The sequence below is a fragment of the Deltaproteobacteria bacterium genome (assembly GCA_016219225.1).
Classification (GTDB): domain Bacteria; phylum Desulfobacterota; class RBG-13-43-22; order RBG-13-43-22; family RBG-13-43-22; genus RBG-13-43-22.
Genome location: JACRBX010000071.1, coordinates 1 through 25,091, shown reverse-complemented (window position 1 = coordinate 25,091; position 25,091 = coordinate 1). Strand labels below are relative to the sequence as shown.

The following is a 25,091-nucleotide window of genomic DNA, read 5'->3' as shown; positions in this document are numbered from 1 at the left end:
GGGTTCAAGAAATAAGATCAAAGCTGAAAGCTCAAAGCGAAAATCTGCAACCTGCAACCTGCAACTTGATACTTGATACTTGATACTCTTTTCAAGTTAAATCCTGGCAATCTGCGTTCACCAGCGTCCAAATTTGGTTAGGGCTTTCTCTGCTTCATGATTTCGTCACAGGTCGGCATGTAGTCCTTGGGCGCTACGGCCTGGATATCGCCTGAGACGAGAAAGGGATACTTGGGGTCCTTTTTAGTGATGCCCCAATACATGGGCAGCTCGAGCTGATGGTCGCAGGCCCGGATGGATAGAGGCCCCCCGGGTGAATCAAGGGTCATTCCCTCAAGGGCCTTGATCAGCGCCTCTTTGTCCACCTTTCCGGCCTTCTTGTATCCCTCGGCGATGAACTGGGCCGTCATATAACCGATCAGGGCCGTGGCCTTCGGGTATCTCTTGTAGACCTTGTTGAACTCATCGGCAAAGGCCCGGTTGGCCGGCGTATTGGGAAAGTAGAAATGATACTGGCTGGTTCCGTAGATCCCCTCCGGTGCATCCGGACCCTGGGGCAGCAGGGTCCCCAGTTCAGTGGCCGTGTGCTGATAGAAGGGCACCTTCTGGTTCAACCCGGTGGCCTTGGCCGCCTTCTGGAAGTTGACCATGCCGCCGCCACCGGTGGCCACGATAAGGAAATCGGGTTTGGCGGCCAGGATCTGGGTGATATAGGGGGTAAAATCGGCCTCCCCCACCTTCCACCAGGACTGGCCGAGGAGTTGGACCCCCGGTTTCAACTTTTTCAGGCTGTTCCAGACGGCATCGGCGATGGCATGACCGTACTCGTAGTCATCCCCGCAGATCCAATATTTGGTATAGGGCTTTCTGGCCAAAGACACGGCGGCGGCCCGGCCGGCCATTTCGGTATTCTCATTCATGTTGAAGACGTAGTGGTGGCCCTTCTCTCCGATAAGTTTCTCACTCTTGGAAAAGGTGATAAAAAAGGGGATCTTTTCCTTTTTGGCAAAGTCTGATACGGCCAGGGCCGTGGCGCTGTTGATGGTCCCCATGAGGATATCGACGTTTTCTTTCATAACCAGTTCCTTGGCCATGGACAACCCGATATCGGGTTTGAATTTTTCATCCCTGGTGGTGTAGACGATCTTCCGGCCCAGGACCCCGCCTTTGGCATTAATCTTTTCCACGGCCAGCTTGAAGGCGTCAAGCATATCCTGGGTGTAGGCCGTGGCCGGACCCGTATAGGTGTCCACAATGCCCACCTTGATCGTATCAGCGGCCTGGGAGGCCGGGCAAACCAGAAAACCGGCGGCCGTGAAACCTGCAAGAACTAATAATACAAATAACCTTTTCATACTATTTCTCCTTTCTTTAAGAAACAGTTTCAAGTTTCAAGATGCAAATTTCAAGTGAGACAAACCTTGAACCCATTTTCAAGGTCCGTTGTTACTCTATATAGAGTTTAGGTAGGAATTACCAGATGAGCCTTCAATTGACAATCAGACAGGTTTGATTTTTTCGGAAAAAAGCTTGATAAATGGATTATAACGGTACCTCGACCACTACCTGGGTCCCAATCTCCGAGCCTGACTTGACCCGGAAGGTCCCTCCCACAGCCAGAGCCCTTTCTTCCATGGTCATCAACCCCCAGCCTCCCTTGTCTTCCGAATGGGCGGCCGACGTTGTGTCATAACCGATGCCGTTATCTTCGATTGAAATGATCACTTTCTCTTTCATCATGCTTACGGTAATGACAACCGCCCCGGCCTTGGCATGCTTGACCACATTCGTCAAGGCCTCTTGAACAATCCGGAACAAGGCGTTTTCAACCTGCAGCGCCGGGCGAAGGTCCGACCCGGGGCCACGGACCGTAATTTCAATCCCTGTCCGGGCGCCCCATTGTTTGGCATAATGGTCCAGGGCCGCTACCAGGCCGTAGTCGTCCAGTACCGGGGACCGCAGATCGCTCATCAGGTTCCGAACCTTCTCGGTGGTCTGTTTCACCAGAGCCACAGAATCGGTAATCCGGGAGTAGACCAGCGCAGGCGCCTCCCTGGGGATCAGGGATCTAAGGATGGTCAGGTTAACACCCAGGATGGTCAGGTTTTGCCCAATCTGATCGTGTAGCTCCCTGGACAAGGCCTTCCGCCCCTTCTCTTCGGTTTCGGAGAGCCGCCAACCCAGCCCACGAAGCTGTTCCCGGGAAGCCATGAGCTCTTTTTCGGTTCGTCTCCGGGCCTGGATGTTGATCAGAAGGACGGAGATAACCGCTAATAAGGCGGCGATAATCGCGATAGCCGTATTGATAAGCCTTTTATGCTTTTGATAGAAGGTTTCCGGATGGTTTATGACCAGGCTCCCGGCCGGCAATTGATGGCGGCCGATCTTGAAACGCTTGAGTTGATGGTAATCGAAGGTGGTACGTTTGGGAGCAGTCCTTTCCACCGGGATATAACGGACCCGGCCGCCCCGGAGAATCCTTAAGGCCTGTTTCCCGGCGGCTTCTCCCTGAGAGTAGCCGGTGGTCATGACACCCCCGACGATGCCATGGCCGAGATTGAAATCCCATGGGCTGTAGATCGGCGCTTTTGAATTGCGGGCGATGAGGGCAATAATCTCATCATAGTCGAATATCCGGCCCACCTTGTCCCGGCCGAATACCCCGTAAAGGATGACGCTTTGCGGCGGCAGGGCTCCCAGGACCTGAAAGATCTCCTTGGTATCCTTGTCCTCTAATAAAACAAATGCGGTCGATTTTTCGAAAAGGGGGCTGATTTTCAGGAACTCCTCGTGGAGACGGTATCCTTTGGTAGTCCACTCATTGATAAAGACCACCAGCCGTGTTTGGGGATGCAGTTTCAGGATTAGTTCCAGGTTGGCCTTCAGGTCGGCCTCCAGGCTCACGCCGGTAAAGTTCTTGGCCTTTTTCAGGTCAGCCTCTTCGGCATCGTTGACGCCGGAGAAAACCACCGGGGTGCCCGGAAAGAGCCGGTCCCGGTAGGTCAGCATGAACCGCAAGGCATCGGCATCGGTGACGCAGATGACGTCGAATTTCAAACCGCTGTATTTAATTTGGTAGACCCGAAGAAGATCACGGTAGTCCCGGTCGTGAGGCATCCGGCCGGTATCCATGTACTCGATATAGATCTGATTCGGACCCACGGCCTCTTTCAGGGCCGCTTCTATCCCGGCATTCTGATCGTCGGTCCATTTATAGCCCCGGTGGTGGGAGTGGAGTAGAAAAACCGTTTGCAGGGGATTTTCTACGGCCAGGAGGGGTGAATAGATAGAGAGAAGGGCCAGGAAGAAAATCAGGGCCGGTTTAGGCCTGAACCATGTCATGGGATTGTTCCTACTCCAGGGAGGTCAGGCCGTGCTGGATGGCGAACTTTACCAGGGCCGGCAGGTCGCTTAAGCCCAGTTTCTGCATCAGGTGGCTCCGGTAGGTCTCCACGGTCTTCGGGGAAAGAAAGAGACGTTCGGCAATCTTGACATTGGACTTACCTTCCACCAGAAGTTGGAGGATCTCCCGCTCCCGGGGGCTGAGACTGGCCAGCGGACCTTGTCCCTCGGCTATCTCCCGGTGCCGCACGTAGTCGCCGGCTACGGTCTCTGAAATCTCGCTGCAAAGGAAGGTCTGACCGCTATGGACGGCCCTGACGGCCTTTATCAGATCGTCTCCGGCCGATTCCTTCAGGATATAACCCCGGGCCCCGGCCTGAAGGGCTCCGAATATGTGCTGGCTGGTGGAATACATGGAGAGTATGATCACCCTCACGGTGGGACATTCCCGGGAGATCTGCCGGGTGGCTTCAACCCCATTCAGTTCCGGCATGGCTATATCCATGAGGCAGATATCGGGGGAAAGTATCACAACCTGCCGGACCGCCTCGCGACCGTTAACCGCCTCCCCTATCACGATGATATCGGGTTGGGTCTCCAGAAGCAAACGAAAACCCTCCCGGACAATGCGATGATCGTCGGCCAGGAATACCTTAATGCTCATGCCGCCATCTTCCTTTACAAGCGGTGCGGTAATTATTTCAACCCGAAAAGGCTTTTGAAGAATTCAAGGGCATCGGCCCGGGCCTTGGGGCCCTCCGCTTCGTTGTAAGCCAGGGTGGTCCCGGTTTCGACGCAGGCATCTGAATAGCTGAAAGGCTTCTGCGTTTCGAGATTGACGATGAGGCCGCCTTCTTTCTCGGCCAGTTTGCAGCGGCGGTCCGTCTGACAGGTTTTGCATTGAATGGACTTACGCAAGGCTTCCGCATCAAAGCCGTGGTGGGCGCCGTTATATTCAAGGAGTTGGATATCGGCCCCGGCTTTCCCGGCCCGATCTACATAAGCACGGCAGGGAACGATCGGGTTGTAGTCGTCGGCCGTGCCATGGAGGATACGGATCGGCTTTCCGGTAGTGACCGTCTCATCTCGGTAGGAAGTGATACAATTAGGATATAAGGCCATGAACCCGGCAAATTCCACCTGGGGCGAACCATAGGCGGTCCGCATCCGCTTCATGGCGGCATAGAGCGCACCCTGGCCGCCGCGCGAGATGCCGAGGAGGGCGATTTTACCCGGATCGATGCGCGGATGACGCGACAGAAGCTTCAGAGCTTTATAGGCGTCGACGATCATATTCAGGCGGCCGAACTTCCCCTGATCCTCCGAGGTCGAGACGATGCCGCGGCCGGCGAAGCAGTCCAGGCCGAAGGTGGCAATGCCGAGGGCGTTGAGACGGTGCGACCAGTCGGCCGTGGGCCCGTTCGTGCCGCCGGGGCCGCTTGATCCGTGGAGGATGATGACGGCCGGAAGCTTGTCTTTTCCGGGTTTGGGTAGGTTGAGGACGCCGGCGATGGTGACGGGTTTCCCCGTTGCCTGACCGCTTAACAGTTCAGAGTCACTGAGGGTTATTGTCGCCACCGGATGGAATTCGATGCGGGCCACCTGGGCCTGGGCCGTTCCCTGGACCAGCATGAAAATCATCAAAACCATTGCCAGGGGCAGAGGCCACAAAACCTTCCGTGTCCCATGAACAAACGTACACCGTTTCCCAACAGCCAAAGACGAAAACAACATGGGTTTTCTCATCAGAGTACCTCCCTTTTATTCATTGGAAAAAACAGCCGAATAGGCGGTCTGACAGTTTCGAGAGAAAAGGTACTCGATTCTTTTTGTCCTGTCAATCAGTCAAGTTTGACATTTCAGGAAAAAAGCTTGAAAACAGCTTAATGGTCGGGATCAAGCCCCAGGTCGGTCTTGAGGTTCCTGAGAAAATCGTCCGCATCGGGCTGGAACATGGGCAGGACCCAGGGCATGGTTTTCAGATTGGAGAGCATGACGGCCAACCAGTCATAGGGGATGGCAATCAGTTGCCGCCCGGGGGGAAGAACTTTCCTTCTTTTCATCCCATGACCCAGGCCGGTGGTAATATAATTCACTTCACCGCTCAGATAGGGATAGGTATAGATCCAGGCGCAGCCGATGACGCCGGTGGATTTGCTGGTCCAGACCTTTCCGGTGGAATAACTCATGGCCCGCAACAGGATCTCGGCCTGATCCACCTCGGCTACCAGGATGAGAAGATCGGGCACAAAGGTCAGCCGGTCCAGGGGAGAAAAGGCTACATAATTAATATTCCGGCCGGCATCGAATTTAGGAAGGTCGTCATACAACCTTCTCATGGCCCGGAAATGGTTGAAAACCTTCAATCCGGCCCCGAATTCTCCCGAGGTGTAAGCCGGGGGCGCACTTTTGCCCAGGATGTAAGGTCCGGCGGGACAGGTATGGTTTTCCGTACCGGCATAGAAGGCCTGCCCTTCCTGAGCCCGCTTGAGCATTTCACACATGGCCAGCGGGTCTTCCAGTTTTTTGATCCCCTCCGGCGGTTTTATCATAAAACTGACGGCTATCGGCGGCAGTTCCAGATTAAGCTTTTTTGATATCTCTATCCAGCCCGCTTGGTCCCATCCTGATGAGGTCATGATACTTCCTTTCGGTTAGTACGAAAATTGTTTCCAGGGATCGGGGGTCGGGGGTCGGGGGTCAGGGGTCAGGGGTCAGTTGAAAAGAAAGTTGCAAGTTGCAGGTTGCAAGTGTAAAACCCTTAACCCTTGAACCTTGCCCATCGCCTCTCTCCCGTAGGCCCAAGTCCCATTTTCAAACTGTGCGGTGCTCAACCCCCATACCTCCCTTTTGAGAGGGGAAGTATGGGAGTGGGGTGTTGAAAGATTAATGGGGATAAATATGACGGGTCGGCCAAACGCCCACCTTGACGACCTTCCCTTTTTGGACCTGATCGACCCGGACGGCATCGACACCCTCGATATCCCCTTTACTATAATTCAGGGGTGTGGCACTCAAATGACCGGTGTCCAGATTTTTGATCTTGTAGAAGCCGTTCTGGAGGACATCGATCGGTTTTAATTTTTCCAGCGGCGTGGTCTGCATGGCCAGCCTGATGGCCTCGACCTGGACCATGGCTTCCAGCATACCGCCCACATACATAACGTGGGTAGCCTTTTTGTTGGGGCGATATTTTTTCTGCAGATCGTCACAGAATTTGATCCCCGGTGTGGCCAGGTCATCTAAGGGAGGGAAACTGCCGGCCACCACAAAACCGTCCCCCAGGGTCCCCATGGCCGGGGCGAAGACGGCGGCGTGACTGGGTAAGGCACAACCCAGGGTCATCTTATAGGCCAAGTGCGGTCCCATGCCCAGCCGGACCATCTCTTTGACAGTGGGCTGGGAACCGGGATTGACCATCACGCCCAGGGCCAGGTTGACATTGTTTTGTTTCAGCCACATAAGCTGGGTGGTTGGTGGAGAAGTGGGGACCAGAGGCACATACTGGATACCCGCAAATTCAAACCCGGCCTTCTCCAGATAGGCTTTTAACTCGGGAATCTCAATGGACTTACCCATGGCATTGTCGGCGGTGAGATAGGCCACCCTGGGCTTGCCGGGGCCTTTCCAGTTTTCCTTAAACCAATCGGCGATGGCCGCCAGGGCATCGGTATAAATCGGATAATAGGTGAAAACGGTTTGTGGGGGCTTGAGGAGATAGGGGCCCGAGGCCATGCTCGTGGCACCCATGTGGTCCTGATTCAGCTTGTCCTTCAGGGCCAGGGCGATGGGGGAACCGGATATTCTATAGACCAGCATTCCCTTGGCCTTGAGTTCTTCATAGATCGAGAGGGCCTTGGCCGGTTTAAGCTCATCATCCCGCCAGAGCAGCTCGATGTTAATATCGGCCGGCCATTTATCCTTGCGCCAGGGGGCCAGTTGCTTGGTCTCGTTTACATATTTGACATAATCTTCAAAGGCGGCCAGGACCGAGGCCGAATCCTCGGCGTAGGGTCCGGTCAAGGACATGGTACCGCCGATATAGACGGTTTTTCCGGCAGCGCCGGCATTGGGTGAAAAAAGCAAGACTACCGCTACCAACACAATCATTAATGCGCCTACTCGTGAACTCATTGTTGCCATGGTCTCCTCCTGTTAGTATGAAAATAGATTCCAATTTCGGATTTTCGATTTCGGATTTCGGAATTTAAAAAAAAACTCCCCTTCGATATTTTACTGCATCCTTAATTATTACAGCGACCTTTTTTCATGATGCGTCCCCTTATCCGTCATTCCGGCATGTTTTAAGCCGGAATCCAGGGACTTTGATTTCTCATTTTCTTGAAAAACCTGGATTCCCGATAAAGACATTCGGGAATGACGAAAGAAGTGTCGCTGTAGTGTTATGTTGCTTTCCTTGAGCCTTGCACCTTTTTTTTATCGGATCACCCCCCTTTCATTCAGCTTCCTGACGGGAGAAAGGCCATAACCTGAAATAGGCCTTGACCATCTCCCACCGGTGATCGAGTCCCCGGGGTTCAAAAATAAGAAAAAGCATAATAACCAATCCCCGGCTGATGAGGGCCAACGAGGCCGCGGCCTGGGCGGCGATAGCGGCCGATAAGATAGGGCCGACCATGGTAACCAATTCATCCAGCAGCTTGAGGGCTAAGGCGCCCAGGATGGCCCCCGGGATGCTGCCCATACCGCCGACGATCAGCATGCCCAGATACCAGACTGAATCGATAAAGGGGAACTGGTCCACACTGGCGAATCCATAGTAATGAACCATCAGGACCCCGGCCACTCCGGCATAGACACAACCGATGAAAAAGGCCTGAAGCTTGTAACTGAAGAGATTTACCCCCATGACTTCAGCCGCCAGGTCGTTATCTCTGATGGCCACGAAGGCCCGGCCGGCCCTGGTCCGGACGATGTTGACGGCCAGGACCGTCGACAGGAAAGCCGTCGCCATAACCAGATAGTAGTAGCTGGCTTTCGAATCGAAGACGAAATTTCCCAGTCGGGGTTTGGGCACCGGCATGCCATCGGCACCACCGGTGAGATCCCGGAGCTGGAGGATGAGCCAGATGATAATGAAATGAGCGGCGATGGTGGCCATAATCAGATAAAAGCCCCTGATTTTTAACGAGGGCAGACCGAAGATCAGACCGACGACTCCTGCGCCCATAGCCGCACAGGGCAGGGCCGCCCAGAAGGACCAGCCTAATTTGGCAGTCAGGATGGCCGATACATAGGCCCCGACAGCCATAAAGCCCACATGTCCCATGGAGATCTGGCCGCAGTAACCGGTGAGGATATTCAGCCCGTGGACACTGATAATGGCAATGCCGATCATGGTTATGATCGTCAGTTGCCGGTCAGTGGCAACCAGCGGGTAAGCCAAAAGGATAAGAAAGAAGGCCAGGAGCAGTCCCCACTGCCGCCTGGTGCGGATGATCGCCATGTCCTGCCCGTAGTTTTCTTGAAAGGTCCCGCGGCCCAAGCCCATTGATTAAATCCTTTCTATCCTGACCAGACCAAAAAGACCATGGGGTTTGAAGATGAGCACAATGAGCATTATGATGAAGGGGAATATCTGGGCCAGCCCGCCACCCGGCAACAAGGGGTCCAGATATCCGGCAGCCACATTCTCCAGCACACCCAATATGATCCCGGCGACAATGGCCCCCCCGATGGAGTTCACCCCTCCCAGGAGGACGACGGCGAAGGCCTTCAGACCGATCTCGGCCAGGGGGATCATCACCCCGGAGACCCCCCCTAAGAGGATACCGCCGATCACCCCGACGACACTGGCAATCACCCAGGAAACGGCATAGATCGTGGTGGCGCGGATACCCACACTCTGGACCACCTGTAAATCCTCGGCCGTGGCCCTCATGGCCAGTCCGATTTTAGTATAGCGGAAAAGAAGGAGGAGCAGCGTTACCGTCACCACCGAGACCATAAGTCCGATGAGCGATTCCGGGGGTACGGATATCTGACCCACTTTAAGGGTGATGGTCGGCAGTAATCCGTGGTAGGTTTTATATTCTCCGCCCCAGATCAGGGTGGCCAGTCCTTCCAAAACCGTGGATAAGGCGATGGTCATCATGATAATGGCCAATTCCGATTGTCCCACCAGCGGACGCAGGGCCAGACGTTCAATGATCAGACCCATAATGATGGCCGAAACCACCGCCAGGATCAGGGTGGCCCAAATGGGCAGGCCGAAGAGGACCAGGAAGGTATAGCCCAGATAACCACCGATCATGACAAAATGGCCCTGGGCGATGTTAAAGGCATTGGAGCATTTAAGGATGATGACAAAGCCTATGGCTACCAGGGCATAGACCATGCCCAAAGCAAAACCGGTGGCCGCTAATTGTAGAAAAAAGGTCATAAGACCGTCCCTTCAGTGGACTTAATGCTTAGGGTCGTTTTGATCGTTTGTGTCCGCCCATCCCGGTGCTTGGCCGGGGTTTCAATTGAGGCCTCAATCGTATCCGCATAAATCGCCTCGATAAGCCCCTGGTAGCGGGCCTCTAAAACCGGTCTCTTCAGGTTCCTGTTCCGGGTCAATTCGCCCTCGTCCGGATCGAATTCTTTGTGGAGATGGACATATTTTTTTATCCGGCTTCCGGGGGACAGGAGGCCATTAACCCGGTCGATATCCTGCCTGACCAGTGTATAAACCTCCGGTCTTTGAGAAAGCTCGGCAAAGGTGTTGAAGGCGATTTTCCTTTGCCCGGCCCACCGGCTGACGGTGCCGTAGTTGATGACGATGACGGCCGAGAGGTAAGCCTTATCCGGTCCGGGCAGAACCCAGGCATCTTTGATATAAGGACTGAATTTCAGCCGGCTCTCGATCAATTGGGGGGCAATTTTTTCGCTGCCGGCCCTTTCAATCAAATCCTTCATCCTATCGACCAGGACGATATGTCCGTCCTCCCGGATGAAACCGTAGTCTCCGCTGTAAAACCAGCCGTCTTTAAGCACCTCTTTTGTTTTTCCCGGGTCCCCATAGTAGCCGATAAACATTCCGGATTGTTTGGAAAGGAGTTCCCCCTGATCGGAGACCTTAATTTCCGTTCCCCGGAGAGGGGGTCCTACCGTATCCGGTTGGATGTCATCAGTCCCGGCACCCGTCAGGGGCCCGCCTTCGGTCGTGCAATAGAGGCTTTTGAGGGGAAGATTCAGGGCCTGATAGAATCGGAGGACCTCCGGACTCAGAATGGCTCCGGTGCTATAACAGATCCGGGCATTGGTCAGACCGAGACTTTTTCGAACAGGCTTGAACAGGGCGGTATCGGCCCAGGAATAGAGAACCCGGACCAGGAAGCCGGTTTTTTTCTTTTGAAATTTTTGGTCCGCTATCTTATAACCTAAGGGCATGAAAAAGGAGAAGGCTTGCTTCTTGAGGGTATCCACCTCCAGTATCCTCGACTGAATCATGGCCGCCTGGGCCTCCCACAGCCGGGCACCGTAGCAGACGATGCTTGGGCCGGTTTCCCTGATATCCCGCTGAAGGGTTTCCGGCCCTTCGGCGAAATTCAGGCAACACCCCGACAGCAGGTGGCAGCCAATCCCCAGCCATTGCTCGTTCATCCAGACCGGCGGCAGATAGGGGACCAGATTGTCCTTCTCCGTCCAGGGGTCCAGGTGCAAATAAGCTTCCGAGCCGGCCCGCATGGTCCTGAAGGTGTGGACCGCCGCCTTGGGAGCGGTCCCGGTGGTGCCCGAAGTGTAAACGATGGCGCAGACCTCATCGGCCTGGCCGCTTTCCACGTTCCGTTCAAAGATGGCGGGATGTTCCGCCTCGTATTTTTCCCCTAATTGCTGCACTTCTCTGAGTCCCATCAAGACCGGATCATCATAATGGGCCAGTCCTTTATAGTTCCAGTAAATAACCCTTTGCAGTAAGGGAAGCCCTTCTTTGACCTGAAGAAATTTATCGATCTGCTCCTGATCTTCCACCACGGCAAATCGGGCGCCGGAATGTCGGGCAATGGTTTTTATCTCCTCGGGATCAAAATCCGAATAGACGCCCACCGAGGCCCCATGAATGGCCTGGGCGGCCAATTCGGCATAATACCATTGGGGGGCATTATCCCCGATAATCAGCAACCGGTCTCCCGGTTCAAAGCCGAGGGCCATGAGCCCTAAGGCCAGGGTTTTTACATTCTGATAGTAGTCTTTCCAGGTACAGGGCTCCCAGATACCGTAGTGCTTGTAGCGCATGGCTCTATGATCGGAACCGTATCTTTCACCGTTATAGCGGAGTACCTTGGGCCAGGTATCTCCCTTTTCCTTAGAGATCTGCTCTGCCCCGATCGTCATTTGTCCATGCCCTTCCATCAAACAAGCCACCTTTTTTTTCGACGGTAGTGTTTAATTTCCCGATAACTTTTTCGGGAACCGACGGCCGAAAGCCCAAGATAGAACTCCCGAACGTCCTCGTTGTCCTTCAACGTATCGGCCGCACCGCTTAAGACCACCCGGCCGTTTTCCATCACATATCCATAGTCAGCCACACCCAGGGCGGCCAGGACATTTTGTTCCACCAGGAGTATGGCCATCTTTTGTTCGGTACGGATTTTCCCGATGTTCTCATAGATCTCCTGCACCATCAAGGGGGCCAATCCCAGGGACGGCTCGTCCAGAAGCATCAGTTTAGGACTGGCCATAAGGGCCCTTCCGATGACCAGCATCTGTTGTTCCCCTCCGGACAGATAGCCGCTCATCTGACGGCGGAGGCGTTTAATGTTGGGGAAATAGTCAAAGACCATTTCCAGGTCCCTTTTGACCCCGGGGCGGTCTTTGCGGCAGTAGGCTCCGACGAGCAGGTTCTCTTCGACACTCAGGTGTTCGAGGACCCGCCGGCCTTCCATGGCCTGGCTGATTCCCAGGGCGGCCACGTCTTCAGGTCCGTACTGGTCTATCCGCATTCCGTTAAAATCAATGCTGCCGTCGGTGACCTTTCCTTCTTCCGTCTTCAGCATCCCGGAGATGGCCTTGAGGGTGGTCGTTTTGCCGGCGCCGTTGGCCCCCAGGAGGGCCACGATCTGGCCTTCTCCGACCTTCAGGGATACGCCCCGCAGCACCTGGATGACGTTCATATAAATCACTTCGATATTTTTGACCTGCAGCATCGAATTAGGCCCTCATGCCCTTAGAGCACCACAAAATATGAAAAGGGTTTTCTCCGAATTCCGAACTCTGAACCCCGAACTTTATTTTCATTTTAAGCCCTATTTTTCTTTTCCCAGGTAAGCGGTGATGACTTTAGGATCGGCCATGATTTCGGCCGGTGTGCCTTCGGCGATCTTACGTCCGAAATCAAGGACGACAATCCGGTCGGCAATGTCCATGACCACGCCCATATCATGTTCGACGAGGATGATACAGCGTATGCCGTCTCTTAGAACAGGGGTATCCGGATAGGTGGCCCCCTGACCTTCGAAGACATCGATAATGAATCGGGCGATATCCTCCTTTTCCTCCAGATTCATGCCGGCCATGGGCTCGTCCAGAATCAGGACTTGCGGCTCCAGGGCCAGGGCCCTGGCCAGCTCGACCCTTTTGCGCATCCCATAAGGCAGAAGGCCCACCACCTTTTTCCTGATAGGGGCTATTTCCAGGAAATCGATAATCTCTTCGACGGTCCGCCGGTTTTTGATCTCCTCCTGACGGGCCCAGCCGAAGTACAGGGCACCGGCAACGAAGGTTTGCTTCATCAGTACATGCCGGGCGGCCATGATGTTGTCCTGGGTGCTTAAGCCCGTGTAGAGTTCGATATTTTGAAAGGTCCTGGCAATGCCCAGGTGGGCCAGCTTGTCCGGGCGCATTCGGGTGACCTTTTGCCCTTCGTAGACAATTTCGCCTTTTTGAGGTTTGTAGAAGCCGTTGATGCAGTTGAGGAGGGCGGTCTTGCCGGCACCATTGGGTCCGATGATGGCTAATATCTCTTTATCCCTGATGTCCAGGCTTACTTCGGTCAGGGCGTTGGTTCCGCCGAAGCTGAGGGAGAGGTTGTCGATTCGTATTTTAACCTGATCCGTTTTCACCGGGCATAAACTCCAGAATAGCGCAAGGCTCGTTTCGTGTTAAGCTCCTAAGCCCTTTTGGGGGCACCATGAAGCATGAAAATAAGTCTACAATAGGCAATAGGCAATAGACAAGGTTGAAGGTTTAAGATTTTTACACTTGCAATTTTCTCTTCAACTGACCCCTGACCCCCGACCCCTGGTCCCATAATTCTTACTTGAAACTTGAGACTTGGGCCTTGCACCTTGTGCCCTAGGCCTTTCACCGCGATGTCATGATTGTTCGTGATGGCTGGTGGTCATTATAGTCTCCCGAACTTCTTTTACAAATTCAGCAGGACGGGCGATAAATCGAAATACGGTTTTTTTCGTCCCGCTATGGACGAGAACAATTTTGCCGAAATTCAGTATGGCGCCTAAAGAGGGCTGATAAAAGTTTGCAAAAGTGATCGTGTCAAGGGGTATAGAATAGGACCTCTTCAACGGATAACCAACATTAATTAATAATTGATTATTTGTCAATATGATATCGAATTGCCGTAAACGCAGGGTCGAGAAAGTACCCCAAATAAAACCGGAAGCGATAAGAACGGCCGACGGTAACCCTTGGGATCCCATAGATAGCCAGCCTATAAAAAAAAGGAAGGCCGGTCCAAGAAGCACCGCCCAGTGGGGCCTGGCCTGGTAAATGATCTTTTGATCTTGGAGAAGGTTTTTTTCCGAAACACCCATCTTTAAATTCCTTCGCCGAACGCCCTCCGGGGCGTAGGCCCCTCTGGGCCGGAGGCCGAACAACGAACGCCGAACGGTATGCTCATGTCCGGGTCCAAAATCACTTTCCCATTAAGAGATTCGGCAGCCAGGTGGCAATTCCGGGGAAGATAAACATGATCGCCAGGGCCACAAAGAGAGCGGTCAGAAAGGGAACTACCCCCTTATAAATCGTTTTAAAGGGGATCCTGGTGATATTCCCCAATATAAATACATAGATGGCGATCGGCGGAATGATACCGCCGATCATCAGGGTGATGCAGATCAAAATACCGAACCAAATCGGATCGTAGCCTAATTGAATAACGGTTGGAAAAAATATCGGGGTGGCCAGGACCATAAAGGCCAGATCATCCATGATGGAACCGCCGATCAGGTACATAACGATAATGATAACAATGATCAGCGTTTTCGAAACAGGAAGGGCGGCGGTCCAGTCGGCCGCAATCATGGGGATTTCGGTAATGGCCAGGAAATGTCCGAAAATGGATGACCCGGTAATCAGTAAGAGCGTCATAATGGAAGTTTTTAATGATCCGCGAAAAGAATTGATCAGCATTTTGGAATTAATTTCTTTTCGGGATAGGGCCAGAAGAAAAATGGCTATCGTCCCTATGGTGCCGGCTTCGGTAGGACTGAAAAAACCGGTCATCATCCCGCCGATAACGATGCCGAAAACAACCAGAATAATTAAGGCTTCCGGGATGGCAGCGATGCGTTCTCCCCAGGTTGCCTTTTCGGCCCTGGGCGCTATTTCCGGTTTCCAGATGACCCAGCCGGCGATAACGGCAATGAAAAATAAGGATATCATCAAGGCCGGAATGATTCCGGCCAGAAAAAGACGGCCTATGGATTGCTCGACTTGGAGCCCATAGATAATCAGAACGGTGCTGGGTGGCAGGATCATGCCGATAGTACTGACCGAAGCCACGGTGCCGGCCGAGAGTTCTTTTTTATACCCATAACGGTCCATTTCCGGGATGGCTAATCCTGAAAAGGTGCCGACTGTAGCCAGGGTGGAACCGCACATGGCTTTGAAGGCCGTTGCACCTACGACGGTAGTCATGGCCAACCCGCCGGGTATGTGCCCCATCCACTTATGGGCTCCCGTATAGAGCCTCTTGGCGATATTGGAATGTTGGGCCAGTTCCCCCATCATGATAAATAAAGGAATGACCGTATAACTATAAGTTGTAAAGGTATCGAAAAAGTCCTTGACCACCAGATTAGAGGCCGAGGCAAAGGACATCAGGAAAGTAAACCCCACGAACCCCACCAATATCATGCAGTAGGCCATTTCGAGCCCTGTTAAAAAAAGGGCCAGAAGGATGATGATACCGTATATTCCAACTGCAACGTCACTCATTTTTTTCTCCATGGATAGTTTTCATTAAGTCACAAAATATCGTAAAGCTCTGGAATAGAAAACTGAGTGCAATAGCAAAACAAAAGGGATAGTAGGGGATTTTGAAACTTGCTGTCAGCTCTCCTGTTCGTTTCACATCCAACCCATACATAAAAAAATTGTAGGCGATAAACAAAAACATAACCATGCCGACGATTCTGGTAATGGCATTTAAAATTTTTTGACTCCTTGGACTAATCTTCTGGATCATCAAATCGACGATGATTTGGGCCCCGAGCCAGGTGGCATAGGGAATGGAAAAACCGAATACGATGGAACCGCCGTATTGAATAATTTCCATGGATCCGGTGATCGGATGACCCAAATTCCTCAAGATCACATCAAATAAAGTCAAAATGATCATGAAGGCCAACACCGCCCCGGCGATACTGAATAATATGATGTCTCCCTTCACCACTGCGGTTATCAGGCGTTTCATTTCGGGCCTCGTTACGGGTTACGGGTTGCAGGTTGAAAAACATAAATTTCCTCTCGTAACCCGCAACTCGTAACTCCTTTTTTTTATTGATGGGTTTTTAAAAACTCCTGGCAGAATTTCAGCGCTTCGTCGCCCGGCAGTCCCTTGGCTTTGGTCATTTTGACATAGTCATCCAAGATCGGTTTCATCTTTTCTGCCGTCTGGGTCTGGTCTTTCTGGGGGACGGATATGAAAGTCACCCCTTTTCCGGTGGCGAATTCCTTGGCCTTATTGTCCAACTCGACCCACCGCTTGGCGATTTTCTCATTATATTCATCGTTGATTTTCTCGATAGCCGCCTGATCGGCCGGGGAGAGCATGTTCCATTTGGCTTTATTCATGACCACATACATAGAGGTCATATAGGACATCCCGTAGTTTTCCAGAACGGTCTTGACCACTTCGCCGATTTTAAAACCCTGCAGGGCCTCAATGGGGAAAAGGGTTCCATCGATAACCCCTCTCGACAGGGCGTCGTAGGTTTCACTGACCGGCATGGTGACCGGAGCGGCCCCCAGATTCTTGACGATGTCGGCATTTTCCGCATTGGCCTTAATTCTGAGACCTTTTATCTCGTCCATGGATTTAACCGGCTTTTTGGTCATGATAAAGCCCGGGGCGGCGCCATGGAGAAACATGACTTTGACATCATCGAATTCTTTGGGCTTGAATTTTTTATAATAGGCATTAGCCAGCTTGCTGGCCTGGTATCCGTTTTTATAGCCCAGGGGTTGTTGCAGGACCTCGGAAAGGGGTAACCGGCCCGGGGCATAGGCCAACAGGCTGGCGGCTATGTCTACGACCCCTTTAACGGTGTTGTCATAGGCCTGCATGGGTGGGGTCAGGGTATTGCCCGGGAATAAGGTGACCTTAATCCGGCCCTGGGTGGCCTTTTCAACTTCCTTGGCCCATTCGCCTGCCAGTTTAACCAAGGGGTGTACCGGCGGCCAGATGAGGGAGTACCTCAATTTAATCTCTTCCCCGTAGGCTTTAAAGGGGGAAGCGGTTAACAGAAACGCCACCATGGTCATACATACTATGCCCATAACCATAAATTTATTTTTCATCGTTAATCCTCCATATTTTATTTTATTTAAGGAACTGTTTCCGGATTTCCCTTTTCAGGATTTTGCCCGTGGGCGTCTTGGGAAGTTCGGTCACCGCCACATACTCCTTGGGGATCTTAAAGGGGGACAACCGGGACTTCAGAAAGGTCTTCAGGGTTTCAGGGACTATCGAGAGCCCGGCTTTCGGAACGATAAAGGCTGTTACCCGTTCGCCCCATTCCCGGTCGGGGAGCCCGATAACCGCACACTCCTCCACTTCCGGACTGGTATAGAGCACCTCCTCCACCTCGCGGGGATAAACGTTCTCCCCTCCGGTGATAATCAGGTCCTTGAGACGGTCCACCAGAAAGAGGTAGCCCTGGGAATCGAACAGACCGATATCCCCGGACCGATACCAATCCCCCTCCCAAAAGACGGATCGGGTCGCCTCGGGGTTGTTGAGGTAGGCGTTCATGACATTACGGCCCCTGACACAGATCTCCCCTTCCTGTCCGGGCTCCAGGAGGTTTCCGGCCAAATCCCGGATTTGGACCTCTACCCCGTGAATCGGTTGTCCTACGGAGCCGACGATATGCCGGTAATAATGGTTATAGGTGATCGGCATGGCCTCGGTCATCCCGTAAGACTCGGCAATAGTCAGGCCGGTGCGTTCCTTCCACTGTTTAACGATCTCCCCGGCCAGACTGGCGGCGGCCGAAAAACAGTAGCGCAACTTTCCTAACCTTTTCTCCAGGTCACCCAGGGCCAGGAGGCGGATATAGACCGTAGGAACGGCATAAAACCTGGTAACCCGTCCGGCGGCCATCACCTCCAGGACCCGCTCCAGGTCGAAACCCGGCTGAACCTCCACGCATCCGGCACTTAAAATAGTACCATTCATGATATGGATCTGGCCGAAGACATGGTTGAAGGGCATAAAACAAAGGGCGCAATCCGTTTCCTGGGATCGCTCGAAAAAGGCCACACTGGAACTGGCAAAATTGATGTATTCGTGGGATAACATGACCCCCTTGGGGATGCCGGTGGTGCCGCCAGTGTACAGGATGGCGGCGGTGTCCGTGCGGTCCCTGTCCCGGGTCTTGAAAGATCCCGAACCCATTTTAAGCAGGCCGGGCAGATCGAGGTCGCCGCCGGGACAAATGATCTTTTCGACCCCCGCTGAGGATCGCAATTTTTCCAGATCCGAAAGCTTGGATTCATGGGTGAAGATAAACCTCGGTTTGGAGTGATTGACCAGAAGGGCCAGTTCGTCGCCGATAAGCATTCCGGATAAGGTGACGGCCACCCCCCCGACCTTGAGTACTCCGAAATAAAATGGGATCCAGTCGGCCGAATTCGGGCAACACAGTCCAATGTGGTCGCCCGGTTGGACCCCCATTTTGGTGAGGCCGGCAGCTACCCGGTTGGCTTGATCGTTCAGTTGGCCGTAGGTTATCTCCAAAGGGCCTTGGCGGACGGCCGGACGGTCCGGAAAGAAAAAGGCCGATCGTTCCAGATTGTTTGCAAGATTCATATCCGTACTCCCCGATAGATTCTTAAATTACCATTTTGAGAATTCATCTCTTACTTTTCGAAAACGCGAAATCATCCGCCTCTGACCATTGGTTAAATGCCTGGTCACCGTCTCAATGGGAAGAGACACTCTTCAACTTCCGGAAATAGGCCGTGTAGCGGCGGGCCCTGGGATCGCGGCCTAACAAAAGATCGGCGGCCAAAATATAGGGTTTCATCCTGGCGGCATCGACGATGGCGCAGGTGAGTCCCGACTGGATGGCTAAAGAAAGAAAAACCGCGTTGGTCACCATCCTCTTGGGCAGGCCGAAGGAGACATTACTGGCCCCGAGGACCTGATTAAACCCCCATTCCTGTTTCACCTTTCCCATGGTCTCCAAGGTAATCCGGACCGCCTGATCACTCACCGCACTCGACTCTGCCACGGAGTCTACCAGGATGTCCTCCTGGTCGATCCCCAGGCTTACGGCCCGGTTGAGGATACCTTTTATGATTTCCACCCGTCTGACGGGTTCCCTGGGAATGCCGGTCTCATCCGAAGCCAGGACGACCACCGCCGTATGATATTTCTTGACCAGAGGCAAGATCTGTGAAAGCAAAGAATCTTCTCCGGTGACCGAACTGACGATCGGCTTACCGCACCCTAATTGCAAGGCTTTATCCAGGGCCGAGGGATTGCGGCTTTCCAGGCAAAGGGGCAGATCCACTGTTTTGATGACCGCCTCCGTCACCCGGGGGAGGACGGTTTCTTCGTCCAGACCGAAGGCCGCCACGCTGATCATCAGGATATCGGCGCCGGCCTCCGCCTGTCTCAGGGCCTCCTGACGGATGGGCTCCATATCCCCGGCCTTCATGGCTTCCTTGAGAATGCCCTTGCCGAAGGGGTTGATGCGTTCCCCGATCAATACCGTCGGACGTTTATCGCCAATAACGACTTCGTTGCCTTTAGGACTAAATAGGTGTGTTTCCATGTTTCCTTTTTGCAGCTTTTATTCAGCAATCCGAATTCCGAAATCTGAAATTAAATGATCCATTGTTTACAGAGATTGACGGCTGCGGCGGCATCCTTCCCGTAAGCGTCGGCCCGAGCGTACTTCTTCACTTCGTCATCCATCTGACCGCCGCCGATCATAATTTTCACCTTATCCCGCCAACCGGCTTCTTCTATGGCTTTGACGGTTTTTTCCATGGAATCGAAGGCCAGGGTCAGAAAACCGCTCAGGCCCACTACCTGAGGCTCAAATTCCTTTACTTTGTCCACAAAGACCTGGACCGGCACGTTGATCCCCAGGTCCAGAACGTCATAGCCGTTGACATCCAGCATGAAGGTGACGATGTCCTTGCCGATGTCATGGATGTCACCGGCCACGGTGCCGATCAAGACCTTGCCCTTTTTTTGAGGGGCCTCCCCTTTTTTAATCAAAGGCTTGACTTTCTCCGAGATGGCTTTGAGGATCTCACCGGCCAGGACCAGGTCAGGGATAAAGTATTCTTCGATCTCAAAGCGCTTTCCCACAATCTCCATGGCCGAGCGGGCCTGGGCCAGGATTTCCAGGGGATCGGTTCCGCTGTTGATCAGTGCTTCGACCTGGGCATAGGTCTCCTCTTCCTTCAGGTCGGCCATCAGGTCGATTAATTTTTCGTTCATGAGGGTTCTCCTTTCCATAAATCTTGAATGGTAGATTGGCCGCGTGGGGGGGCAGGGTCGATCGCATCGGATAAGCCAGGGCACTGAAAAAAATAGGAAACGAGATGGTTCACTCTATCCATTATGTTGTCGCCTGCCTGAAAAATGGTCCCTGACCCGTGCCAGGGCGGTCGGATTAGGGCTGACGCGTGAGCAACAGAAAACCACGAATATTAATAGAGAAAATATCTTGGGGAAAAGCGCGACCCTAAATTGGTTTATTTATTCATTGGTATAATGATTAATTGAATTAAAAAATTATGTCAATAAAAATATTTTGTTGAAAAAAATTTTATTATTTTCTATCCTGCGTTCAATCAGGGGGTCGCTATGCCGAAATTTAAGCCGATAAAACAGATGCGTGTTTCCGAAGAGGTGGCCGGACAACTCAAAGAGTCCATCATGGTCGGCCATTTCCTGGCGGGCGATCGCCTGCCTTCCGAAAGGGATCTGGCCGAAGCCTTTCAGGTCAGTCGGGTGGCCATTCGGGAAGCCCTCCGTTCTTTGGAGAACTCGGGTTTTGTGGTGACCCGCCAGGGGGCGACCGGAGGGGCTTTTGTTACCGATCTCACTTTCCAGCATTTGGCCAACGCCTTTGTCGATCTCTTCCGGTCGGAAAAGATTTCAGTCCCTGAGATGTACCAGGTCAGGCTGCTCATCGAACCCGAGGTGGCCCGGCTGGCGGCCACTAAAATTACTCCAAAATACGCCCAACGGCTCCAGGAGGCCCTGGAGGCCGAAGAGCAGCCGGTAACCTCCCTCAAGGAGGACATGGAACGGAAAACAGCGGTCCATTACATCCTGGCGGAAATGGGCGGCAATCGATTTTTTGAGGCCATGATCCGCTCTTTTGTAGAGTTGACCTTGAGGGTTATTCTGGCAGCCGAACCGGATTTTCCATTTATCCACCCGGCCGGGATGCACCGCTCGATTGTTGAGGCGGTTCTGTCCGGTAATCCCAATAAGGCCGCCCTGGCCATGAAAAAACACGCGGTTGAATTCGGGAAGATCCTGATCAAGATGGAAAAAACCTTCCGGAAAAAGAAATCCCCCCCTTCCTTTTAGCCGCTCACTATAAATGAAGGCCCATCCGCAGGAATGCCAGGGACACCGTACTAATTTATTATTTTAATTTGTCAAATTGTCCAAATTGCTGGGCTAATCAAGCTGATATCTCTTCTTGACTATTTATCCCCGCTCATTTTATAATCTGCTCTATAATTTCAAGCGCTTATAATAATTCGATCAGTCTGACAAATACAATCTCATTTCGCCGTTTGCTCCAGGAAGGAATTTATCTTCGGCATGTTGTTTCTCAAACGCCTCTCCGATGAGTTTGACCGGAAGCGCGAGCAACTTCGGAAGACAGACTTTGCCCATCTCAAGGATCAGCCGGATCTCATCAAGGAACTGTTAGAGGATAAGACCTCCTACGGTGAAACTTTCTTCGTCCCCTTACGCGCCCGTTGGCACGAACCATGGGTCGATCAAAACGGCGATCAGGTCCCGGCCCTCAAGGATCTTAAGTTCGACATCGGTAATATGCTCAACAAAGCCATTGCCGCCGTGGAAGAGGAAAACGACGCCCTGGCCGGGGTGCTCAAGAACAATATTGATTTTAACGCCGTCAAAGGGAAGACCAAGATCCCGGATCAGAAGTGGAAGGACCTTCTGGACCATTTCAATCAACCCCAGTTCGTGCTGGTCAATGACAATTTCGAATTCCCCGACCTGCTTGGTGCGGCCTACGAATACCTGATCAAGTTTTTTGCCGACAGCGCGGGCATCCTGAAAAAGCTCTACGACCTTGCCCGCAACGAGCTGAGCCGCTATCTGAATGCCGAAAAGCGCGGCCTCGTCGCGGTGGTGGAAAACCTCTGGGACAAATATGCTGTTTCCAGCGGTGAATTGGAAAGCCAACGAACCGAAACTATCGAGAAACTGAACGGCTTTCTCGAAGCCCTGGGTTATCTTGGCGGAAGTGCCAAAGGTAAGGGGGAACTAAAGGTTAGCAATGAAAGAAAGTGAAGCCGTTGAATTGAAAAGGAGCTTGGCTGAACTGAAAGATGGGCTGATCTCCGTCGCCGCCATCCTTAACAAACACGGCAAGGGCGAACTGTGGTTTGGTTTAAAGAATACCGGGGTTGCAGTTGGCTTGCAGGTGACGGAAAAGACACTGCGCGATCTTTCACAGGCCATAGCCGCCCACATTGAGCCGAAGATTTTTCCACAGATTACGCAGGAGTCGCTTACGGGTAAGCCCTGTATCAAAGTTGCTTTTGATGGAAAAGAAAGGCCTTATTTTGCCTATGGCCGGGCTTATATGCGGGTGGCCGATGAAGACCGGCAGATGAGTGCCAAAGAGCTTGAACGCCTGATCCTCGCCAGAAACCGTGAGGTTATCCGCTGGGATACCGAGCCCTGTAAAACCTCAATCAAGGAACTCAATGAACGAAAAATAAGAGACTTCGTGAAACGCGCTGGTCTGGTCTGGGACAAAACCACCAATGTACTGGAAAAACTGGGGCTTATGCAGGATGGACAATTGCTCAATGCCGCTTCCATCTTTTTCTCCAAAAAGCCAATATTGCAATTGCGCTGTGCCGTTTTTGCCACCACCGACAGCGCGACCATAATTGACCGACACGATTTCACTGGCGATATTCTGGAGCTTATCGAAGAAGCGCAAAAATACATTCTCAAAAACATTCACATCGGCATGAGGCTGGACGGCCTCTACCGTGTGGATGTGCCTGAGATATCGGTAGCGGCCATGCGTGAGGCGATTATCAACGCCTTCTGTCATCGCGATTATCGCGACCCGGACTATGTACAGATAGCCATTTTTAAAAACCGCGTTGAAATCCGTAATCCCGGTGAGCTTTATGGCGGGTTGACCATCGCCAGGATACGCAAAGGCAATGTCTCCAGACGACGGAATCCGCTCATCGCCGATTTGCTGCGCCGTATCCAGATGGTCGAGACCTGGGGACGGGGCATGCGTCTCATTCTTGCCGAGGAACCGACCGTAAAATTCAGCGAAGTAGCACAAATCTTTATTGCCGCCTTTTTCAGGCCTTCTTATGCCGAGTCGTTTGAGACTATCGATAAAACTATCGATAAAACTATCGATAAGGACCTCTTCGTTACGGAAAAAGCCATCATTAAACTGATAACAGCCAATCCATCTATTACGCAAAAAGAGATGGCAGGGCAATTGAATCTGTCCGAAATAGGCGTACGCTATCACATCAAGAAACTGAAGGCTAAGGGCATCTTACAGCGAAAAGGCGGAAAGAAGGCTGGGCGTTGGGAGGTGAAGGGATGAGAGACGGATTCTCCTGGGCCATCGGCGGCCAACTTACCGGGGCAGTTGCCGGGGAAGTCACCGGGGTAGTACAAAGGCTCCTGATGATCGCCATGCCCGGCAAACCGACAAGCAGCAAACAGAAAATACCGGCTCACCCAAAGAGGCCGCGAATCGCGAAACTATTGAAGGAGGCGAAGGGCGGTGAAAAGTAAGAAAAACCAGCAAGCAAATGACCTTGTCAAGTCGATAGGCGAACTTGCAAAGATACGCAATCAACTTGCGCGTCAAGCTGAACAGCAATATACTTTTGAAGTTGAAGCCCTCCTGAAGGCTCAAAGCCGTGATCCCCAACGTATCGAACACTTGCTTGACGGCATGCTCGATTTTTGTTTTGATTCTGCGATGTTGTGTTTATACAAAAAGCTCTGCCGTTATTACTTCAAAATTGACCCGGAGGCAACTGCTTCGTATGTTTATGCCTATCGTGACATGTGGGATGAAAAAGAGGAAGGTTAGAGGGGTGAAATGAAGGCTTTAGAAGGTTGGGAAACAAAAACACTTCGCGAACTCGCGATGATCAATTACGGTAAATCATCGGCCAATGTTTTGGCAGAAGATGGTCCTTATCCGGTTGTCGGGACAGGGGGTAGTGATCGACTGGGGAAGGATTATCTTCACGAAGGCGAGTCTATTATCTTAGGCAGAAAGGGAACCATTGACCGCGTTTATTTTGCAATAGGCAGATTCTGGACTATTGATACCGCGTACTACCTAAGCGACTTTGCTGAAGCGGTTCCTCTGTGGTTGTACTACTTTCTTCAGTCTATAGACTTCCGCCAAATGAATGAAGCGACCGGCGTCCCCAGTCTATCGCGTGATTTACTTTACAAGATTGAGATCCCAACGCCATCCAAACCCGAACAAATCAAAATTGCCGAGATCCTCTCGACGGTGGACCGGGCGATTGAGCAGACCGGGGCGTTGATTGCCAAGCAGCAGCGCATCAAGAACGGCTTGATGCAGGACCTCCTCACCCGCGGTATTGACGAATACGGCAACCTCCACTTCGAACAAACCCACCAGTTCAAAGACTCCTTGCTGGGCAGGATTCCGGTGGAGTGGGAGGTGAAAAAATGGAGCTAAGTGTGCAAAAAAATTCAAGATGGTACACACTTTTCACCACGAATCGACTCGTCCGCTGAGTTCAAATATGTGACATCTCCCTTATACCCCTCGCTTTTCTCTTAGCAATTTCCTGTTTTTAGGCTTCGGCAAAATTATTTAAACGTCCCCTGATCGGTGGCCCTGGCCCGCTCTTCGTGGCTCATCTCCGCCAGCCCTTGGACGGCTTTTAATCCAACCCCAGTCCTTCGGCCACCCGGCCACCGTAATCCGGGTCGGCCTTATAAAACAGGGCGCATTGGCGCATCTGGATGCGTTTTTGAGCCCCGCCCAGGTGGCTGACGATATTAC

At 52.5% G+C, this 25,091-nt stretch carries 23 protein-coding genes and 2 pseudogenes; 6 read left to right on the top strand and 19 right to left on the bottom strand.

Annotated features, from left to right (window positions below; genetic code table 11):
* Positions 1-137 precede the first annotated feature (137 nt).
* From HY879_05910 to HY879_05825, 18 genes are all read right to left on the bottom strand, one after another.
* Entirely contained in the window at positions 138-1,355 is a 1,218-nt protein-coding gene (locus HY879_05910) for an ABC transporter substrate-binding protein (GenBank protein MBI5602871.1), read from the bottom strand.
* A gap of 187 nt (positions 1,356-1,542) precedes the next feature.
* Entirely contained in the window at positions 1,543-3,342 is a 1,800-nt protein-coding gene (locus HY879_05905) for a hypothetical protein (protein MBI5602870.1), read from the bottom strand.
* Between the two features lie 10 nt (positions 3,343-3,352).
* A complete protein-coding gene (locus tag HY879_05900; protein ID MBI5602869.1) occupies positions 3,353-4,006 on the bottom strand; it encodes a response regulator transcription factor in 654 nt (217 codons plus the stop codon).
* 32 nt (positions 4,007-4,038) lie between these two features.
* Entirely contained in the window at positions 4,039-5,088 is a 1,050-nt protein-coding gene (locus HY879_05895; GenBank protein ID MBI5602868.1) for a dienelactone hydrolase family protein, read from the bottom strand.
* A 137-nt stretch (positions 5,089-5,225) separates the two neighbouring features.
* Complete coding sequence (locus tag HY879_05890) at positions 5,226-5,981, bottom strand: DUF169 domain-containing protein (protein MBI5602867.1); 756 nt, start codon at positions 5,979-5,981, stop codon at positions 5,226-5,228.
* 247 nt (positions 5,982-6,228) lie between these two features.
* Positions 6,229-7,485 (bottom strand): ABC transporter substrate-binding protein, encoded by a 1,257-nt coding sequence (locus HY879_05885; GenBank protein ID MBI5602866.1) that lies wholly within the window; start codon positions 7,483-7,485, stop codon positions 6,229-6,231.
* Positions 7,486-7,798: 313 nt separating this feature from the next.
* A complete protein-coding gene (locus HY879_05880) occupies positions 7,799-8,854 on the bottom strand; it encodes a branched-chain amino acid ABC transporter permease (protein ID MBI5602865.1) in 1,056 nt (351 codons plus the stop codon).
* Between the two features lie 3 nt (positions 8,855-8,857).
* Positions 8,858-9,745: a branched-chain amino acid ABC transporter permease gene (locus HY879_05875; protein MBI5602864.1), complete on the bottom strand. Its 888-nt coding sequence runs from the start codon at positions 9,743-9,745 to the stop codon at positions 8,858-8,860.
* Entirely contained in the window at positions 9,742-11,682 is a 1,941-nt protein-coding gene (locus HY879_05870) for an AMP-binding protein (protein MBI5602863.1), read from the bottom strand. Before HY879_05870 ends, HY879_05875 begins: the two co-directional genes overlap by 4 nt.
* Before the next feature lie 17 nt (positions 11,683-11,699).
* On the bottom strand, positions 11,700-12,494 hold the full coding sequence (locus tag HY879_05865; GenBank protein ID MBI5602862.1) for an ABC transporter ATP-binding protein: 795 nt from the start codon (positions 12,492-12,494) through the stop codon (positions 11,700-11,702).
* Positions 12,495-12,593: 99 nt separating this feature from the next.
* Positions 12,594-13,409, bottom strand: coding sequence for an ABC transporter ATP-binding protein (locus tag HY879_05860; GenBank protein MBI5602861.1), 816 nt, complete (start codon positions 13,407-13,409; stop codon positions 12,594-12,596).
* A gap of 252 nt (positions 13,410-13,661) precedes the next feature.
* The gene (locus HY879_05855; GenBank protein ID MBI5602860.1) at positions 13,662-14,120 is read right to left on the bottom strand and encodes a PH domain-containing protein; all 459 of its coding nucleotides are present in this window, start codon (positions 14,118-14,120) and stop codon (positions 13,662-13,664) included.
* A gap of 100 nt (positions 14,121-14,220) precedes the next feature.
* A complete protein-coding gene (locus HY879_05850) occupies positions 14,221-15,525 on the bottom strand; it encodes a TRAP transporter large permease (protein ID MBI5602859.1) in 1,305 nt (434 codons plus the stop codon).
* Positions 15,518-16,003 (bottom strand): TRAP transporter small permease, encoded by a 486-nt coding sequence (locus tag HY879_05845; protein MBI5602858.1) that lies wholly within the window; start codon positions 16,001-16,003, stop codon positions 15,518-15,520. The genes HY879_05850 and HY879_05845 overlap by 8 nt, the downstream gene beginning before the upstream one ends.
* An 83-nt stretch (positions 16,004-16,086) precedes the next feature.
* A complete protein-coding gene (locus HY879_05840) occupies positions 16,087-17,109 on the bottom strand; it encodes a TRAP transporter substrate-binding protein (protein ID MBI5602857.1) in 1,023 nt (340 codons plus the stop codon).
* Positions 17,110-17,131: 22 nt separating this feature from the next.
* Positions 17,132-18,622: an AMP-binding protein gene (locus tag HY879_05835; GenBank protein MBI5602856.1), complete on the bottom strand. Its 1,491-nt coding sequence runs from the start codon at positions 18,620-18,622 to the stop codon at positions 17,132-17,134.
* Positions 18,623-18,734: 112 nt separating this feature from the next.
* Positions 18,735-19,592: a dihydropteroate synthase gene (locus HY879_05830; protein MBI5602855.1), complete on the bottom strand. Its 858-nt coding sequence runs from the start codon at positions 19,590-19,592 to the stop codon at positions 18,735-18,737.
* A 50-nt stretch (positions 19,593-19,642) separates the two neighbouring features.
* A complete protein-coding gene (locus HY879_05825; GenBank protein ID MBI5602854.1) occupies positions 19,643-20,269 on the bottom strand; it encodes a cobalamin B12-binding domain-containing protein in 627 nt (208 codons plus the stop codon).
* 369 nt (positions 20,270-20,638) lie between these two features.
* On the opposite strand from HY879_05825, the gene HY879_05820 reads away from it, so the two are divergent.
* The 6 genes and pseudogenes from HY879_05820 (at position 20,639) to HY879_05795 (ending at position 24,761) form a co-directional block, all read left to right on the top strand.
* On the top strand, positions 20,639-21,373 hold the full coding sequence (locus HY879_05820; GenBank protein MBI5602853.1) for a FadR family transcriptional regulator: 735 nt from the start codon (positions 20,639-20,641) through the stop codon (positions 21,371-21,373).
* Positions 21,374-21,595: 222 nt separating this feature from the next.
* Positions 21,596-22,093: pseudogene (locus HY879_05815) on the top strand (type I restriction-modification system subunit M N-terminal domain-containing protein).
* A 229-nt stretch (positions 22,094-22,322) separates the two neighbouring features.
* Complete coding sequence (locus tag HY879_05810) at positions 22,323-23,636, top strand: winged helix-turn-helix transcriptional regulator (protein MBI5602852.1); 1,314 nt, start codon at positions 22,323-22,325, stop codon at positions 23,634-23,636.
* Entirely contained in the window at positions 23,633-23,830 is a 198-nt protein-coding gene (locus HY879_05805) for a hypothetical protein (GenBank protein ID MBI5602851.1), read from the top strand. Before HY879_05810 ends, HY879_05805 begins: the two co-directional genes overlap by 4 nt.
* Positions 23,820-24,134, top strand: a complete 315-nt coding sequence (locus HY879_05800) for a hypothetical protein (protein MBI5602850.1) — start codon at positions 23,820-23,822, stop codon at positions 24,132-24,134. Before HY879_05805 ends, HY879_05800 begins: the two co-directional genes overlap by 11 nt.
* A gap of 9 nt (positions 24,135-24,143) precedes the next feature.
* The gene (locus HY879_05795; GenBank protein ID MBI5602849.1) at positions 24,144-24,761 is read left to right on the top strand and encodes a restriction endonuclease subunit S; all 618 of its coding nucleotides are present in this window, start codon (positions 24,144-24,146) and stop codon (positions 24,759-24,761) included.
* 134 nt (positions 24,762-24,895) lie between these two features.
* Here HY879_05795 and HY879_05790 read toward each other — a convergent pair.
* Positions 24,896-25,091: pseudogene (locus tag HY879_05790) on the bottom strand (catalase).

Coding starts and splice junctions, on each gene's coding strand:
- HY879_05910 (MBI5602871.1), bottom strand. CDS start 1,355: ATGAAAAGGTTATTTGTATTATTAGTTCTTGCAGGTTTCACGGCCGCC.
- HY879_05905 (MBI5602870.1), bottom strand. CDS start 3,342: ATGACATGGTTCAGGCCTAAACCGGCCCTGATTTTCTTCCTGGCCCTT.
- HY879_05900 (MBI5602869.1), bottom strand. CDS start 4,006: ATGAGCATTAAGGTATTCCTGGCCGACGATCATCGCATTGTCCGGGAG.
- HY879_05895 (MBI5602868.1), bottom strand. CDS start 5,088: ATGAGAAAACCCATGTTGTTTTCGTCTTTGGCTGTTGGGAAACGGTGT.
- HY879_05890 (MBI5602867.1), bottom strand. CDS start 5,981: ATGACCTCATCAGGATGGGACCAAGCGGGCTGGATAGAGATATCAAAA.
- HY879_05885 (MBI5602866.1), bottom strand. CDS start 7,485: ATGGCAACAATGAGTTCACGAGTAGGCGCATTAATGATTGTGTTGGTA.
- HY879_05880 (MBI5602865.1), bottom strand. CDS start 8,854: ATGGGCTTGGGCCGCGGGACCTTTCAAGAAAACTACGGGCAGGACATG.
- HY879_05875 (MBI5602864.1), bottom strand. CDS start 9,745: ATGACCTTTTTTCTACAATTAGCGGCCACCGGTTTTGCTTTGGGCATG.
- HY879_05870 (MBI5602863.1), bottom strand. CDS start 11,682: ATGACGATCGGGGCAGAGCAGATCTCTAAGGAAAAGGGAGATACCTGG.
- HY879_05865 (MBI5602862.1), bottom strand. CDS start 12,494: ATGCTGCAGGTCAAAAATATCGAAGTGATTTATATGAACGTCATCCAG.
- HY879_05855 (MBI5602860.1), bottom strand. CDS start 14,120: ATGGGTGTTTCGGAAAAAAACCTTCTCCAAGATCAAAAGATCATTTAC.
- HY879_05850 (MBI5602859.1), bottom strand. CDS start 15,525: ATGAGTGACGTTGCAGTTGGAATATACGGTATCATCATCCTTCTGGCC.
- HY879_05845 (MBI5602858.1), bottom strand. CDS start 16,003: ATGAAACGCCTGATAACCGCAGTGGTGAAGGGAGACATCATATTATTC.
- HY879_05840 (MBI5602857.1), bottom strand. CDS start 17,109: ATGAAAAATAAATTTATGGTTATGGGCATAGTATGTATGACCATGGTG.
- HY879_05835 (MBI5602856.1), bottom strand. CDS start 18,622: ATGAATCTTGCAAACAATCTGGAACGATCGGCCTTTTTCTTTCCGGAC.
- HY879_05830 (MBI5602855.1), bottom strand. CDS start 19,592: ATGGAAACACACCTATTTAGTCCTAAAGGCAACGAAGTCGTTATTGGC.
- HY879_05825 (MBI5602854.1), bottom strand. CDS start 20,269: ATGAACGAAAAATTAATCGACCTGATGGCCGACCTGAAGGAAGAGGAG.
- HY879_05820 (MBI5602853.1), top strand. CDS start 20,639: ATGCCGAAATTTAAGCCGATAAAACAGATGCGTGTTTCCGAAGAGGTG.
- HY879_05810 (MBI5602852.1), top strand. CDS start 22,323: ATGAAAGAAAGTGAAGCCGTTGAATTGAAAAGGAGCTTGGCTGAACTG.
- HY879_05805 (MBI5602851.1), top strand. CDS start 23,633: ATGAGAGACGGATTCTCCTGGGCCATCGGCGGCCAACTTACCGGGGCA.
- HY879_05795 (MBI5602849.1), top strand. CDS start 24,144: ATGAAGGCTTTAGAAGGTTGGGAAACAAAAACACTTCGCGAACTCGCG.